This is a genomic window from Pseudomonas sp. PDM25 (genome assembly GCF_019219045.1).
Taxonomy (GTDB): Bacteria; Pseudomonadota; Gammaproteobacteria; order Pseudomonadales; family Pseudomonadaceae; genus Aquipseudomonas.
Genome location: NZ_JAHUWL010000003.1, coordinates 178,665 through 192,689, shown reverse-complemented (window position 1 = coordinate 192,689; position 14,025 = coordinate 178,665). Strand labels below are relative to the sequence as shown.

Below are 14,025 nucleotides of genomic sequence, written 5' to 3'. Positions count from 1 at the left end.
GCTGCCTGACACACCGCCTTCGCGAGCAAGCCCGCTCCCACAGGGGATTTGCGGTGTTCTCAGTAATCGAAGAACACCGTCTCGGCGTCGGTGCCTTGCAGGATCACATTCCACTGGTACACACCGGACGCATCCTGCTTCGCCAGCAAGGTGCCGCGACGTTCAGCCGGCACACATTCCAGCAGCGGATCCGCCACGTTGGCCGGTTCGCCGTCAAAGTAAATCCGCGTCAGCAAGTGCTTCACCAACCCGCGAGCAAATACCAGCACAACCAAGTGTGGCGCCTGAGTCGTTCCGTTCAAGCCTTCCACCGTGCCCGGCTTGATCGTGGTGAAACGAAAGCGCCCTTCGGCATCCACCGGCACCCGGCCAAACCCTTCGAAGTTCGGGTCCAGGGGTTTGTCCTGATCGTCTTCAGGGTGGTCGTACTTGCCGGCGGCGTTGGCCTGCCAGACTTCCAGCATCGCGTCGTTGACGATGTCGCCGTTGCCATCGATGACTTGCCCGGTGATCGCCACGCGCTCGCCGAGGGTTTGTTCGACGGTCAGGTCTTCGCGGTTCAGCCAGGTCAAACCGATGTGGTAATACGGCCCGACGGTGTGGGATGTGGTCGCGTTCAGCGTCATCTTATTTCTCCATCGGCGTGGCTTCGCGGCCGCGCAAGACGATGTCCCAGCGATAACCGAGGGCATAGGAAGGAATGGTTTTTTCCAGGTCGAAACTGGCGATCAAACGTTCTTTGGCGCTGGTGTCCGGTACGCAGTTGTAGATCGGGTCATACGCCAGCAGCGGATCGCCCGGGAAATACATCTGCGTGACCAGGCGCGTCAGAATACTCGGCCCGAACAGTGAGAAATGGATGTGCGCCGGGCGCCATGCGTTGTGGTGGTTGCCCCACGGATAGGCGCCGGGTTTGATGGTCTGGAATTGGTACCAGCCATCGGCGTCGGTCACGGTGCGGCCGGTACCGGTGAAATTCGGGTCCAGCGGTGCATCGTGCAGGTCGCGATCATGGTTGTAGCGACCGGCGGCGTTGGCCTGCCAGATCTCCACCAGAATCCCTGGCACCGGCAAACCGTCTTCATCCAGCACGCGGCCGTGAATGATGATGCGCTCGCCCAATGGCTCGCCCTTGTGCTGGGCGGTCAGGTCGTTGTCCTGCGCTTGAATGCGCTCGGCACCGATGGTCGGACCGGTAATTTCCGACAGCGAATGGGGCAAAAACACCAACGGCTTGGACGGCGAGCGACGATTGGTGGATTGATAGGCCGGGTGCAGGTAATCCGGCTGGGTGCCCTCTTGCGGGCGGCGGTAACCAGGCTTGTCAGTCATGGAGCATTTCCTCAGTTCTTATTAGTTACGCCGCGTGTCAGACCCGTTCGATCGCCAAAGCCAGACCTTGGCCAACGCCGACGCACATGGTCGCCAGACCTTTCTTGCCACCGGTCTTTTCCAGCTGATGCAGCGCGGTCAGTACCAGGCGGGCGCCGCTCATGCCCAACGGATGGCCCAAGGCAATGGCGCCACCGTTCGGATTGACCTGGGGCGCGTCGTCCGCCAGCCCCAGTTCACGCAGCACGGCCAAGCCTTGGCTGGCGAACGCTTCGTTGAGTTCGATCACGTCGAAATCGCTGACAGCCAGGCCGAGACGTTCGGTCAATTTGCGCACCGCCGGCACCGGGCCAATGCCCATCACCCGGGGTGCGACACCGGCGCTCGACATGCCCAGCACTTTGGCGCGGGCGGTCAAGCCGTGCTTTTTCACGGCGTCGGCCGAGGCCAGAATCAACGCCGCTGCACCGTCGTTCACCCCGGAAGCATTGCCGGCGGTGACGGTTTTGTCAGGACCGTTGACCGGTTTGAGTTTGGCCAGGGTTTCCAGGGTGGTGTCTGCGCGAGGATGCTCATCCTGGCTGACGACACTTTCCCCTTTCTTGTGGGCAATCCGCACTTCAACGATTTCTTCGGCGAAAAATCCTGCGGCTTGCGCGGCGGCTGTCCGCTGCTGACTGCGCAGTGCGAAAGCATCCTGATCCTCGCGGGAAATTTCGTAATCGTCAGCCACGTTATCGGCGGTCTGCGGCATCGCATCCACGCCGTATTGGGCTTTCATCAACGGGTTGATGAAACGCCAGCCGATGGTGGTGTCTTCCAGCTTCATGTTGCGCGAGAACGCCGCATCGGCCTTGCCCATCACGAACGGGGCGCGGGACATCGACTCGACGCCGCCAGCAATTGCCAGCTCCATCTCGCCACTGGCGATGGCGCGGAAGGCAGTGCCGATGGCATCCATGCCCGAGGCGCAGAGGCGATTGAGGGTCACGCCCGGAATGGTTTCCGGCAGGCCCGCCAGCAACAACGCCATGCGTGCCACGTTGCGGTTGTCTTCGCCGGCCTGGTTGGCGCAACCGAGGAACACCTCGTCCACTGCGTTCCAGTCCACCGACGGGTTGCGTTCCATTAACGCCTTGATCGGCACGGCGGCGAGATCGTCAGCACGAACCGCCGACAGGCCACCGCCGAAACGGCCGATGGGGGTGCGAATCGCGTCGCAGATATAAACCTCACGCATCATGCTTCTCCCGGTGCTTGGCCGTGGGCCGCGGCAGTGCGGGCTTCCAGATCACGCAGCGCCTTCAGTTCGACTTCGGTCGGCTCGGCGGTGTTTTCAACGTGCTCGGCAAAACGAACAGCCCAACCGGTAGCCGCGGTCACTTGCTCGCGGGTCACGCCCGGGTGCAGTGCGGTGACCACGAATTCATGGGTGCCGGCTTCCGGTTCCATGATGCACAGGTCGGTAATGATGCCGACCGGACCGGCGCCCGGCAGGCCGAGACGCTTGCGCGAATCACCGCCCTCGCCATGGCCGACCGAGGTAATAAAGTCGAGTTTGTCGACAAAGGAGCGCGCCGACTGCTTGAGGATGATCAGCACACTTTTCGCCGAGCCAGCGATCTCCGGCGCGCCACCGGCACCCGGCAGGCGGACTTTCGGCTGATGGTAATCGCCGACCACGGTGGTGTTGATGTTGCCGAAGCGGTCGACTTGTGCGGCGCCGAGGAAACCGACGTCAATGCGCCCGCCCTGCAACCAATAGCGAAAAATCTCACCGGTCGGGACGACGGTGTCAGCGGTTTCCGCCAGCTCACCGTCACCGATCGACAGCGGCAGTACGCTCGGCTTGGCACCGATCGGACCCGATTCGTAGATAAGGACTACATCCGGCGAGGAAGTCAGACGCGCCAGGTTGGCGGCTTTCGACGGCAGGCCGATGCCGACGAAACACACCGAACCGTTTTTCAGACGGCGGGCAGCGGCGACAGTCATCATTTCATTGGTGGTGTAAGTCATTACTTGGCCTCCGAAGCAGCGGCCAGTTTGGCCTGGAACTCGCTGAAGTCAGCGCAGCCGTGGATGTACTCGTTGATCCACGCGGTGAAGGTGTCACGGTCGCGGGCAATCGGGTCCCAAGCCTGGTAGAAACGGTTATCGCGCTCGTTGTAGCCGTGCGCGTAGGACGGATGCGCGCCGCCAGGGACGTGGCAGACCGCGCTCAAGGCCCAAGTCGGCAGCACACAGGAGTTCATCGGAGCATTGAGGTCATCGACGATTTCTTCGACGGTAACGATGCAGCGCTTGGCGGCCAGTGCCGCTTCTTTCTGCACGCCGAGAATGCCCCACAGCAACACGTTGCCTTTGCGGTCAGCCTTCTGCGCGTGAATCACGGTGATGTCCGGGCGCACTGAAGGCACGGCCGCCAATACTTCACCGGTGAATGGGCAGGTAACGGTTTTGATCAGCGGGTTGACCTTCGGCAGGTCGGAGCCGGCGTAGGCACGCAGCACCGCGAACGGTAGGCCGGAAGCGCCAGCGACGTAGGCATTGGCCAGGTCGGCGTGGCTGTGTTCTTCGATTTCCAACGCGTGGGGCCACTGCTTCTCGACGGCGTCACGCAGGCGATGCAGCGAACCGACGCCAGGGTTTCCGCCCCAGGAGAAAATCAGCTTGCGAGCACAACCGGCGCCGATCAACTGGTCGTAGATCAGGTCAGGCGTCATCCGCACCAGGGTCAGGTCTTTCTTGCCCTGACGAATGATTTCGTGACCCGCCGCCGTAGGGATCAGGTGAGTGAAGCCTTCGAGCGCGACGGTATCGCCGTCGTTAACGAATTGCTTCACCGCGTCGTGCAGCGAAAGGATTTCAGCCATGGGGCAGGCTCCCGTTTTGTTATGAACCGACAGTGGAAGAAAAAGGCGCGATGCGCAGCGCCGGAATGACTGAAGAGTAAGCCCCTGAAAAACGCCAAACAATCCGATAATCGACTGAGTGTTCGTTTATCGAACACATTGTTGCCTGCCTATCGATAAGTTCAAATGCTTCGCGAGCAAGCCCGCTCCCACAGGGGAATGCGATCAACTGTGGGAGCGGGCTTGCTCGCGAAGAGGCCCGTCAATTCAATAACAATTCCGGAAACTGCCCTCAGGTCGCATCCGCATGGCTGACCATGCCCTTGATCACCACCGCCGTGGTCGCCAATGCCGCTGGAATCACCAGCGCTGTCAGCACTTGTTCAAAGTTCCAGCCCAGCCCCAGTAGCGTTGCCCCCATCCATGCGCCGAGAATCGCGCCAAAGCGGCCAATCCCGAGCATCCACGACACCCCGGTCGCCCGCCCCTGCGTAGGATAAAAACGCGCCGCCAGAGAAGGCATCGCCGATTGCGCGCCGTTGACGCACATCCCGGCCACGAGCACCAACGTCGCCAATAGCGTGATGTTGCCCAGGCTCTGCCCTACCGCGTAGGCAAACACCCCGGCGAATAGATAGAAAATGCCGATAACCTTGTGCGGATTGAACCGGTCCATCGCCCAGCCCACGCCCACCGCGCTCAACACCCCGCCAAACTGGAACAACGCGCCGATGAATGCCGCCTGCTCCATGCTCGCGCCACTGTCACGCATCAGCGTCGGCAGCCAACTGGTCAGCAGATAAACGATCACCAACCCCATGAAATAGGTTAGCCACAGCAACAAAGTGCCGGTGCTGTAGGTGCCGGAGAAGATCACCGCGAACACGTTGCGGGCCTTCACGGTTTTCTGTTCCGGCACGCTGAAGCTGGAAGCCTGGGCGACGACGGTTGGATCGATGGGCGCCAGGGTCTTGCGCACTTTGTCAGTGCCGCGATTGCGGACGACGAGGTAGCGTGCCGATTCCGGCAGCCAGAACAGCAATACGACGGCGAGGATCAGCGGCAAAATCCCGCCGATCATCAGCAGACTGTGCCAGCCAAAGGCCGGAATCAGTTTGGCGGAAATGAAACCGCCGCCCGCCATGCCGAGGTTGAAGCCGCAGAACATGCTGGTCACCAGCAGGGACTTCTTGCGCTCCGGGGTGTACTCGGACAGCAGCGTCGTGGCGTTCGGCATACCGGCACCAAGGCCCAGGCCGGTGAGGAATCGCAGCACCAGCAACTGATCGACGTTGGTGCTGTAAGCCGAAGCCAGGCTGAACGCGCCGAACAACAGCACCGCGCCCACCAGTACGATTTTTCGCCCGAAGCGGTCAGCCAATGGGCCAGAACCCAGTGCACCGAAGACCATTCCGATCAGCGCCGCGCTCATCACCGGGCCGAGACTGGCGCGGTCGATGCCCCAATCCTGAGACAGGGCGGGCGCGATAAAACCCATGGCCGCCGTGTCGAGGCCATCGAGGAAAACAATCAGGAAACACAGGATCACCACTCGCCATTGGTAGCGCGAAATGGGTTGAGCATTGATGAAGGACTGCACGTCGAGGCAGTTTCCTACAGCAGACTGGGGCTGGTTCATTATTTTTATTCCACGCAAAGAACGCAGTCGAACGGGTGTCAGCCAAGGCTGACGCTGTCACAAGAAAGGGGGATCGGAATCAGGCGATGCGGTTCCGGCAGGGAAACCGATGGGAACAGCGACAGTCGGGAAACGTACGCATGGGAGGTGCCTCTTCTCATTATTATTGGGGTCGTCGCCCGGCAATGGAGCGAGAACAGCAGCGCCGGATGACGCTGCCGCGACATTAATGATCCAAGGGAAAGAGCGTCAATTCGATAAACGCGACTCTGTGCGTTTATCGAACAGCTTAGGCGAAGAGTTGCGCGCTGAGGTCGCGACTCGCGCTCAGAAGGCCAGGCAGGAAACGTTGTTCCAGCTCGTTGCGGCTGACTCGGCCGGCGTGGGTACTGACGTTTAGCGCCGCCACCACTTGGCCGGAAGCGTCGTACACCGGAACGGCAATCGAGCGCAGACCTTGTTCCAGTTCCTGATCGACGATGCACCAGCCTTGCTGCCGCACCTCTTGCAGGCATTCGAGCAACGCCTCGGGGGTGTGCAGGGTTCGGCTGGTCTTGGCTTGCAGCTCTGCATGGTCGAGGTACTCGCGCAGTGACGTATCGTCCAGCGCTGCGAGAAGAATCCGCCCCATCGAAGTGCAATAGGCAGGCAGACGTCCACCGACCGACAGGTCGACGGAAATCAGTCGCTGGGTGGTGGCCGAACGCGCAATGTACAAGATGTCATCGCCTTCCAGAGTGGCCATGTTGCAAGCTTCATGAAGTTGCTCGCTCATGCGGTCCAGGTAGGGCTGAGCGGAAACCGCCAGCGGCGTCGAGGACACATAGGCATGGCCAAGCGTCAGTACTTTTGGCAACAGCGAATAGGTTCGGCCGTCGGTGGTGGCGTAGCCGAGTTTGATCAGCGTGTGCAGGCAACGTCGCACAGCGGCGCGGGGGATTTCCGTGCGATGACTGATCTGGGCGATGGTGAGGTGACGTTTGCGTTCCTGGAACGCCTGCACCACAGCCAGGCCTCGGGCCAAGGACGTCATGAAATCCGGGTCGCCGGTCAGTGCCTGGATCCGCTTGGCGGGCGAGGCAACGATCGGCGGCGCCACTGAAGCGAAGGAATTGCGCATTTGATCGTTCATAAAAGGTCCTTTTCCCACACGGTTCAGCGGCTATTACAAGCGGCAGCCGGTCCCTCGCACAACCCCGGCCAGCCAAGATCGTGCGATTATCGAACCATCGACCGATAATCGCAATCGGACCGCCGATTCGATTTTATTGAACGGGCTTGCCTGCACCAGTTTTTTACACTGGCTCTGACGCAAACTAGAAGGTTCGATGTAATGTCCTAACTTGTTCGACTTCATGGCGTCAGAAAGGCATCACTGTAACGTCGTGCCGCAGAACCACCTATTAGCCGTATAAAGTTGCGAGTAACAAAACAATCACACATCAAGACCCACTTTTAACTCTTTGGCGATAGTGTTCTTCGAATCGACCGCTATAATGAAATTCAGTGGCGACCGGTTTTTAATTGCCGATTCCGCCGCCCGGTAGCGCGATGTTCCATCGCCGTTACCCGCAGCAAACGCCTGACACTCATTTCATATGCTTCGCCAAGGTGTTCGCTGAAACAGGAAACTGATGCTACGTCAGCTGTTTATCTCTGGTGCCGTGGCCGCCTGCAACATGGAAGTAATTGATCGCAACGCCGTAAAAAATGATGCCTTTACGGGCCTTGTTCCATTCGACGAGCGTGGTCAAATACATTTGATGCAGTCGTTTCACCAGAATTTATCTCAACTCAATCAGGTAGCACTGTGACGAAAGACGAACTGCGCGCGGAACTTGAGCGCCAGGAACAACGTTACAAGGAAGTTTACGGCGGGGAAGTCACCACCTACGCCGCTCAGCCCGAACCGGAACGCAAACCCTGGCGTAAACGCGCCACCGTTCAGGATCAGGCTTTCACTCAAGAATTGCAGAAAATGGAAAAGGAACTCAAAGCCGAAGAGCCATAAGCCCTCGGCCTGAATCCTTTCAAGGGTCTGCGTCTGCACCCGTTAAAAACGGGATGTATCGATGATGCCTTTCGCGCCCGCTACCAGCGGGCAGCGGCCACCTCACCCACCGGATGAGGTAAATGGCGCATCTCTGGCCCTCTTTTCAGATATTTCACACAAGCGTTAAAACCTCTTGCTCCTACGAGAGAACGCCTTGTGCCTGCGGCCTTTTCAAAGAAATTCAATGACTTACAAAACCCAGTAAAAACCTGGGGCTTGGGCCGTTGCCGAAAATTAATTCGTTGAAGAATGTTACCGATGAGCAGCAAGTGCATTGATTAGCAGTCTTTTCTGGCATAATCGCGCCCCCTTACGACCGGGTCAGAAAACCTTCATGATCGATTTATTCAGCGGACTAGATGCTTGGGTGCTTGTGAGCCTCTTGCTCGCCCTGGCCTTTGTCCTCGCCTTCGAGTTCATCAACGGCTTTCATGACACCGCTAACGCGGTGGCCACTGTTATCTACACCAAAGCCATGCCGCCCCATCTGGCGGTGTTTTTTTCCGGTGTGTTCAACTTCCTTGGCGTGCTGCTGGGCGGTGTCGGCGTGGCGTATGCCATCGTCCACCTGCTGCCGGTAGAGCTGCTGATCAATGTGAACACCGGTCACGGGCTGGCCATGGTGTTCTCGTTGCTCGCCGCTGCTATCACCTGGAACCTGGGCACCTGGTACTTCGGTATCCCGGCTTCCAGCTCCCATACGCTGATCGGGTCGATCCTCGGTGTCGGCCTTGCCAACGCCTTGATCAACGATATTCCGTTGGCTGATGGCGTGAACTGGCAGAAAGCGATCGATATCGGTGCGTCCCTGGTGTTCTCGCCAATGGCCGGTTTCCTCGTTGCCGCTTTGGTCCTCATCGGACTGAAATGGTGGCGTCCGCTGTCGAAGATGCACAAGACACCGGACCAGCGCCGCAAGCTCGATGACAAGAAGCACCCACCGTTCTGGAACCGTCTGGTACTGGTGATCTCGGCCATGGCCGTGAGCTTCGTGCACGGTTCCAACGATGGCCAGAAAGGTATCGGCCTGATCATGCTGGTGCTGATCGGTATCGTGCCGGCGCAGTTCGTACTCGACCTGGGCAGCACAACCTACCAGATCGAACGGACTCGCGACGCGACCCTGCACCTGAGCCAGTTCTACAAGCGCAATGCCGATACGCTGGGTGAATTCCTGGCCTTGGGCAAAAGCGTGGAAGGCGACCTGCCGGAGAAATTCCGTTGCAATCCGCAACAGACCGAACCGACCATCACCGCCCTGCTCGGCACCCTTAAAGGTGTAGCGGACTACCACTCGCTGCCGGCGGAAAGCCGCATCGAAGTGCGTCGCTACCTGCTCTGCCTGGACGACACGGCGAAGAAAGTCAGCAAGCTTCCTGGTCTCGCTGCCCGTGAAAAGGCTGACCTGGACAAGTTACGCAAAGACCTGACCACCACCACCGAATATGCCCCGTTCTGGGTGATTCTGGCGGTCGCTCTGGCACTCGGCCTGGGTACCATGGTTGGCTGGAAGCGTGTGGTTCTGACCATCGGCGAGAAGATCGGCAAGCAAGGCATGTCCTACGCTCAAGGCATGTCTGCACAGATCACCACCGCGGGCATGATCGGCCTGGCCAACATCTTCAGCCTGCCGGTTTCCACCACCCACGTCCTGTCCTCGGGCGTGGCCGGCACCATGGTCGCCAATAAAAGCGGCCTTCAGAGCGGCACCGTCAAAACCATCCTGCTGGCCTGGATCCTGACCCTGCCAGCCACAGTGGCCCTGTCGGCCGGCCTGTTCTGGCTGGCGTCAAAGGCACTGGGCAACTGATACATCGCTGCAACGAAAAAGGCGCGTTCCGTGAGGTTCGCGCCTTTTTATTGCCCACCGGAAACTCAAAACACCACAAAACCTGTAGGAGCCGAGCTTGCTCGCGATAGCGGCCTTACAGGCAAAATGGATGTTGAATGTTATGGCCCCATCGCGAGCAAGCTCGGCTCCTACAATGGGTCGGCGTATTTGGATAGATTTTCAGACGCAAAAAAAAGGGCAACCGAAGTTGCCCAAAATGCCTTGCGTGCTCATTGCTTCCAGAAAGACCTACGGTTTGCGCTTGTGCGAATCTTTCCAGATAAAAAATCCAAACCCTGCAAAAAACAGAACCATGAGGCCGACTGTCAGCACTCCGGCGATCACCACGTTGTCGAAAAACATGACTGGCCTCCTGCGGTTGCTTTGTTGCGATGGGGCTAAGTTAACCAATCAGGCAGGAGAAGAAATTGACCGGGATCAATGTCGCCCGAGACTGGGCGTAAAGGAGGGGAAATAACTGACCTGCATCAATCGATGCAGGGTGTTTCAACGCTTTTTCGGTTTGTTCTTCGGCTTTTTCTTCGCTTTACCCAACGGCATGGCGTGCTCGAATGCCTGGCGCACTTCGTTCAGGCGCTTTTCATTAAGGTCATGAACCCGCTTGGCGCGTTCGGCGTTGAGGTCGATCAGCTTGTCGTCTTGGCTCATGGTGCTCAGTGCATCGCTTGGAGTGAAATTCAGTGGCCGCGTGTGCAGGCAAGGATGTGCCAATAATGCGGTCTGATGGCAGCGCTGACCAGCCATGGGTTCAAATCTGGATATCGACCCACAAACCCTGCCGTGGCTGATCTTCCATCAATGGCGCCACGGGCACGGTATTGTCGGCGTTGAGCTCGTCACCGGGAATCGCCAGGTGTTCTTCAGGATCTTCATCTGCTTCACGGCGGCGCCTTTGCTGCTCCTGCTTGCGGCGCTGTTCCTCGCGCAGCTGAAACGCCGCCTCTTCCGGATCGCGCTGCTGCAGGTCGATGGTGCTTTCGTTGGAGCTTTCCTGCACCGGCACCACGGGCGGAATATCCGGCCGCTGGCGAATCGGATCCTGCTGTGAGGTGATTGGCACGGCACTCAAGGGGAGCATCGGTAGCAGCATAATTATTGGTCTCCTGTCAGCAGGCTGTCGGCTGCGGGGATGCCGACTTGAGCCATCGGTCGCAAACTGTGACCCTTTTGGCACGAATAGGTGCCCCGACCTGCAAGCGCTGCATCATTGGACTAACGTAAGACTGCGAGTTTTTATGAGAGTCCTTTGGCCCTGAAGCCCTCATTCCGTTAAGATAGCCCGCTTTTTCAAGGTGGGAGTCAGGCAGCATGGCGCAGCAGTATCAACCGGGGCAACGCTGGATCAGTGACAGCGAAGCCGAGCTGGGTTTAGGCACCGTTCTGGCACAGGACGGCCGCTTGTTGACCGTGCTCTACCCGGCCACTGGCGAGACTCGCCAGTACGCGCTACGGAATGCGCCCCTCACCCGCGTGCGGTTTTCGCCGGGTGACTCGATCACTCACTTCGAAGGCTGGAAACTGACCGTACAGGAAGTCGACGACATCGACGGCCTGCTGGTTTACCACGGCCTCAACGGGCACAACGAAGTGGTTACCCTGCCGGAAACCCAACTGTCGAACTTCATTCAGTTCCGTCTGGCCAGCGATCGCTTGTTCGCCGGGCAGATCGACCCGCTGGCCTGGTTCTCCCTGCGATACAACACCCTGGAACACACCAGCCGCCAATTGCAGTCCGCGCTTTGGGGCCTCGGTGGCGTGCGTGCGCAACCGATCGCGCACCAGCTGCACATCGCCCGTGAAGTCGCCGACCGCATTGCGCCGCGGGTTCTGCTGGCGGACGAAGTGGGTCTGGGTAAAACCATCGAAGCCGGTCTGGTGATCCATCGCCAACTGCTCTCGGGCCGCGCCAACCGCGTGCTGATCCTGGTTCCGGAGAACCTTCAGCACCAGTGGCTGGTCGAGATGCGCCGCCGCTTCAACCTGCAAGTTGCGCTGTTCGACGAAGAACGCTTCATCGAAAGCGATGCCGCCAACCCGTTCGAAGACACCCAGCTCGCGCTGGTTGCACTCGAGTGGCTGGTGGAAGACGAGAAGGCCCAGGACGCGCTGTTCGCCGCCGGTTGGGACCTGATGGTCGTCGACGAAGCGCACCACCTGGTGTGGCACGAAGACAAGGCCAGCCCGGAATATTCGCTGGTTGAACAACTGGCCGAAGTCATTCCCGGCGTTTTGCTGCTGACCGCAACCCCGGAACAACTGGGTCAGGACAGCCACTTTGCGCGTCTGCGCCTGCTCGATCCGAACCGTTTCCATGACCTGCACGCCTTCCGCGCCGAGAGCGAAAACTATCGTCCGGTGGCCGAAGCCGTCCAGGAGCTGCTGGACAAGGGGCGCCTGTCGCCTGAAGCGCACAAGACCATTCACGGTTTCCTCGGCAACGAAGGCGAAGCGCTGCTGACCGCCGTCAACGATGGCGACACCGAAGCCAGCGCCCGTCTGGTCCGCGAACTGCTCGACCGCCACGGCACCGGCCGCGTGCTGTTCCGCAACACCCGCGCCGCCGTGCAGGGTTTCCCGGAGCGCAAACTGCATCCGTACCCGCTGCCATGCCCCGACGAATACCTCGAATTGCCATTGGGTGATCACGCCGAGCTGTACCCGGAAGTCAGCTTCCAGGCCCAGCCGGACGCCAACGAAGAAGAACGCTGGTGGAAATTCGACCCGCGCGTCGAGTGGCTGATCGACACGCTGAAGATGCTCAAGCGCACCAAAGTGCTGGTGATCTGCGCCCACGCCGAAACCGCCATGGATCTGGAAGACGCTCTGCGCGTGCGCTCCGGCATCCCGGCCACGGTCTTCCACGAAGGCATGAACATCCTCGAGCGTGACCGCGCCGCCGCCTACTTCGCCGACGAAGAATTTGGCGCGCAAGTGCTGATCTGCTCGGAAATCGGCAGTGAAGGTCGTAACTTCCAGTTCTCGCACCACTTGGTGCTGTTCGATCTGCCCTCGCACCCGGACCTGCTGGAGCAGCGTATCGGTCGTCTGGACCGGATCGGCCAGAAGCACATCATCGAACTGCACGTGCCGTACCTGGAAACCAGCCCGCAACAGCGCCTGTTCCAGTGGTACCACGAAGCGCTGAACGCGTTCCTCAACACCTGCCCGACCGGCAACGCCCTGCAGCATCAGTTCGGCCCGCGCCTGCTGCCGCTGCTGGAAAATGCCGACGACGGCGAGTGGCAAGCGCTGATCGACGAAGCCCGCGCCGAGCGTGAACGCATGGAAGCCGAACTGCACACCGGCCGTGACCGCTTGCTGGAACTCAATTCCGGCGGCGCTGGCGAAGGTGATGCACTGGTCGAGGACATCCTTGAGCAAGACGACCAGTTCGCCCTGCCGATCTACATGGAAACCCTGTTCGACGCCTTCGGCATCGACAGCGAAGACCATTCGGAAAACGCGCTGATCCTCAAGCCGAGCGAAAAAATGCTCGACGCCAGCTTCCCGCTGGGCGACGACGAAGGCGTGACCATCACTTACGACCGCAACCAGGCGCTGTCTCGCGAAGACATGCAGTTCATTACCTGGGAACACCCGATGGTTCAGGGCGGCATGGACCTGGTCTTGTCCGGTTCCATGGGCAACACCGCCGTGGCGCTGATCAAAAACAAGGCGTTGAAGCCCGGCACCGTGTTGCTGGAATTGCTCTACGTCAGCGAAGTGGTTGCCCCGCGCTCGCTGCAACTGGGCCGTTACCTGCCGCCGGCCGCCCTGCGCTGCCTGCTCGATGCCAATGGCAACGACCTGTCGGCCCGTGTGTCGTTCGAAACCCTTAACGATCAGCTGGAAAGCGTGCCGCGTGCCAGCGCCAACAAGTTCATCCAGGCCCAGCGTGATCAGCTGACACCACGGATCAACGCCGGTGAAGAGAAGATCTTCCCGCGTCACGCCGAGCGCGTGGCTGAGGCGCAGCGTCGCCTGGCCGCCGACACCGACGAAGAACTGGCGCGCCTGACCGCGTTGCAAGCGGTCAACCCGACCGTGCGCGACAGCGAACTGGTTGCCCTGCGCAAGCAACGCGAGCAAGGCCTGGCCATGCTCGACAAGGCTGCGCTACGACTGGAAGCGATTCGGGTGTTGGTGGCGGGTTAACTCCCCTGCCCCACCGCTAAAACAAAAGGCCCGCAGCGATGCGGGCCTTTTTTTGTCTGCTGATCGTTAAGGTGTTGCTGATGGCCTCTTCGCGAGCAAGCCCGCTCCCACATGGGTACTGTGGCGTTCACAAATCCCC

Annotated in this window: 14 protein-coding genes; 4 read left to right on the top strand and 10 right to left on the bottom strand. The window is 59.8% G+C overall.

Translation table 11 applies throughout. The features are described from left to right. Window positions 1-59: 59 nt before the first annotated feature. From pcaG to pcaR, 7 genes are all read right to left on the bottom strand, one after another. Window positions 60-626 carry a protocatechuate 3,4-dioxygenase subunit alpha gene (gene pcaG / locus KW848_RS06445; protein WP_218536347.1) on the bottom strand — a complete coding sequence of 189 codons (567 nt, stop codon included), beginning with the start codon at window positions 624-626 and terminating at the stop codon, window positions 60-62. A gap of 1 nt (window position 627) precedes the next feature. After that, entirely contained in the window at window positions 628-1,332 is a 705-nt protein-coding gene (gene pcaH / locus KW848_RS06440; RefSeq protein WP_111450926.1) for a protocatechuate 3,4-dioxygenase subunit beta, read from the bottom strand. A gap of 37 nt (window positions 1,333-1,369) precedes the next feature. After that, window positions 1,370-2,575 (bottom strand): 3-oxoadipyl-CoA thiolase, encoded by a 1,206-nt coding sequence (gene pcaF / locus KW848_RS06435; protein ID WP_218536346.1) that lies wholly within the window; start codon window positions 2,573-2,575, stop codon window positions 1,370-1,372. Further along, window positions 2,572-3,351 (bottom strand): CoA-transferase subunit beta, encoded by a 780-nt coding sequence (locus KW848_RS06430; protein ID WP_095632377.1) that lies wholly within the window; start codon window positions 3,349-3,351, stop codon window positions 2,572-2,574. The genes pcaF and KW848_RS06430 overlap by 4 nt, the downstream gene beginning before the upstream one ends. Then, a complete protein-coding gene (locus KW848_RS06425; protein ID WP_059407998.1) occupies window positions 3,351-4,208 on the bottom strand; it encodes a CoA transferase subunit A in 858 nt (285 codons plus the stop codon). The genes KW848_RS06430 and KW848_RS06425 overlap by 1 nt, the downstream gene beginning before the upstream one ends. A gap of 271 nt (window positions 4,209-4,479) precedes the next feature. After that, the gene (locus KW848_RS06420) at window positions 4,480-5,826 is read right to left on the bottom strand and encodes an MFS transporter (protein WP_111450928.1); all 1,347 of its coding nucleotides are present in this window, start codon (window positions 5,824-5,826) and stop codon (window positions 4,480-4,482) included. Window positions 5,827-6,115: 289 nt separating this feature from the next. Further along, window positions 6,116-6,958, bottom strand: coding sequence for a pca regulon transcriptional regulator PcaR (gene pcaR / locus KW848_RS06415; RefSeq protein WP_008147316.1), 843 nt, complete (start codon window positions 6,956-6,958; stop codon window positions 6,116-6,118). 502 nt (window positions 6,959-7,460) lie between these two features. On the opposite strand from pcaR, the gene KW848_RS06410 reads away from it, so the two are divergent. From KW848_RS06410 to KW848_RS06400, 3 genes are all read left to right on the top strand, one after another. Beyond that, window positions 7,461-7,640, top strand: a complete 180-nt coding sequence (locus KW848_RS06410) for a hypothetical protein (protein WP_218536345.1) — start codon at window positions 7,461-7,463, stop codon at window positions 7,638-7,640. Further along, window positions 7,637-7,837, top strand: a complete 201-nt coding sequence (locus KW848_RS06405) for a hypothetical protein (RefSeq protein ID WP_007935837.1) — start codon at window positions 7,637-7,639, stop codon at window positions 7,835-7,837. The genes KW848_RS06410 and KW848_RS06405 overlap by 4 nt, the downstream gene beginning before the upstream one ends. A gap of 376 nt (window positions 7,838-8,213) precedes the next feature. Further along, window positions 8,214-9,689, top strand: coding sequence for an inorganic phosphate transporter (locus tag KW848_RS06400; RefSeq protein ID WP_218536344.1), 1,476 nt, complete (start codon window positions 8,214-8,216; stop codon window positions 9,687-9,689). 270 nt (window positions 9,690-9,959) lie between these two features. Here KW848_RS06400 and ccoM read toward each other — a convergent pair whose 3' ends face one another. From ccoM to KW848_RS06385, 3 genes are all read right to left on the bottom strand, one after another. Continuing rightward, window positions 9,960-10,073: a cytochrome c oxidase subunit CcoM gene (gene ccoM, locus KW848_RS32150; RefSeq protein ID WP_010462558.1), complete on the bottom strand. Its 114-nt coding sequence runs from the start codon at window positions 10,071-10,073 to the stop codon at window positions 9,960-9,962. A 144-nt stretch (window positions 10,074-10,217) separates the two neighbouring features. Then, entirely contained in the window at window positions 10,218-10,379 is a 162-nt protein-coding gene (locus tag KW848_RS06390) for a hypothetical protein (RefSeq protein WP_095128014.1), read from the bottom strand. Window positions 10,380-10,479: 100 nt separating this feature from the next. After that, the gene (locus tag KW848_RS06385) at window positions 10,480-10,821 is read right to left on the bottom strand and encodes an aspartate-semialdehyde dehydrogenase (protein WP_218536343.1); all 342 of its coding nucleotides are present in this window, start codon (window positions 10,819-10,821) and stop codon (window positions 10,480-10,482) included. A gap of 218 nt (window positions 10,822-11,039) precedes the next feature. Here KW848_RS06385 and rapA point away from each other — a divergent pair, with 218 nt between their 5' ends. Continuing rightward, a complete protein-coding gene (gene rapA / locus KW848_RS06380) occupies window positions 11,040-13,886 on the top strand; it encodes an RNA polymerase-associated protein RapA (RefSeq protein ID WP_192406524.1) in 2,847 nt (948 codons plus the stop codon). Window positions 13,887-14,025: the final 139 nt, after the last annotated feature.

Excerpts from the sequence above, each read along its gene's own strand:
- pcaG (WP_218536347.1), bottom strand. The coding sequence starts at position 626 with ATGACGCTGAACGCGACCACATCCCACACCGTCGGGCCGTATTACCAC.
- pcaH (WP_111450926.1), bottom strand. The coding sequence starts at position 1,332 with ATGACTGACAAGCCTGGTTACCGCCGCCCGCAAGAGGGCACCCAGCCG.
- pcaF (WP_218536346.1), bottom strand. The coding sequence starts at position 2,575 with ATGATGCGTGAGGTTTATATCTGCGACGCGATTCGCACCCCCATCGGC.
- KW848_RS06430 (WP_095632377.1), bottom strand. The coding sequence starts at position 3,351 with ATGACTTACACCACCAATGAAATGATGACTGTCGCCGCTGCCCGCCGT.
- KW848_RS06425 (WP_059407998.1), bottom strand. The coding sequence starts at position 4,208 with ATGGCTGAAATCCTTTCGCTGCACGACGCGGTGAAGCAATTCGTTAAC.
- KW848_RS06420 (WP_111450928.1), bottom strand. The coding sequence starts at position 5,826 with ATGAACCAGCCCCAGTCTGCTGTAGGAAACTGCCTCGACGTGCAGTCC.
- pcaR (WP_008147316.1), bottom strand. The coding sequence starts at position 6,958 with ATGAACGATCAAATGCGCAATTCCTTCGCTTCAGTGGCGCCGCCGATC.
- KW848_RS06410 (WP_218536345.1), top strand. The coding sequence starts at position 7,461 with ATGCTACGTCAGCTGTTTATCTCTGGTGCCGTGGCCGCCTGCAACATG.
- KW848_RS06400 (WP_218536344.1), top strand. The coding sequence starts at position 8,214 with ATGATCGATTTATTCAGCGGACTAGATGCTTGGGTGCTTGTGAGCCTC.
- ccoM (WP_010462558.1), bottom strand. The coding sequence starts at position 10,073 with ATGTTTTTCGACAACGTGGTGATCGCCGGAGTGCTGACAGTCGGCCTC.
- KW848_RS06390 (WP_095128014.1), bottom strand. The coding sequence starts at position 10,379 with ATGAGCCAAGACGACAAGCTGATCGACCTCAACGCCGAACGCGCCAAG.
- KW848_RS06385 (WP_218536343.1), bottom strand. The coding sequence starts at position 10,821 with ATGCTGCTACCGATGCTCCCCTTGAGTGCCGTGCCAATCACCTCACAG.
- rapA (WP_192406524.1), top strand. The coding sequence starts at position 11,040 with ATGGCGCAGCAGTATCAACCGGGGCAACGCTGGATCAGTGACAGCGAA.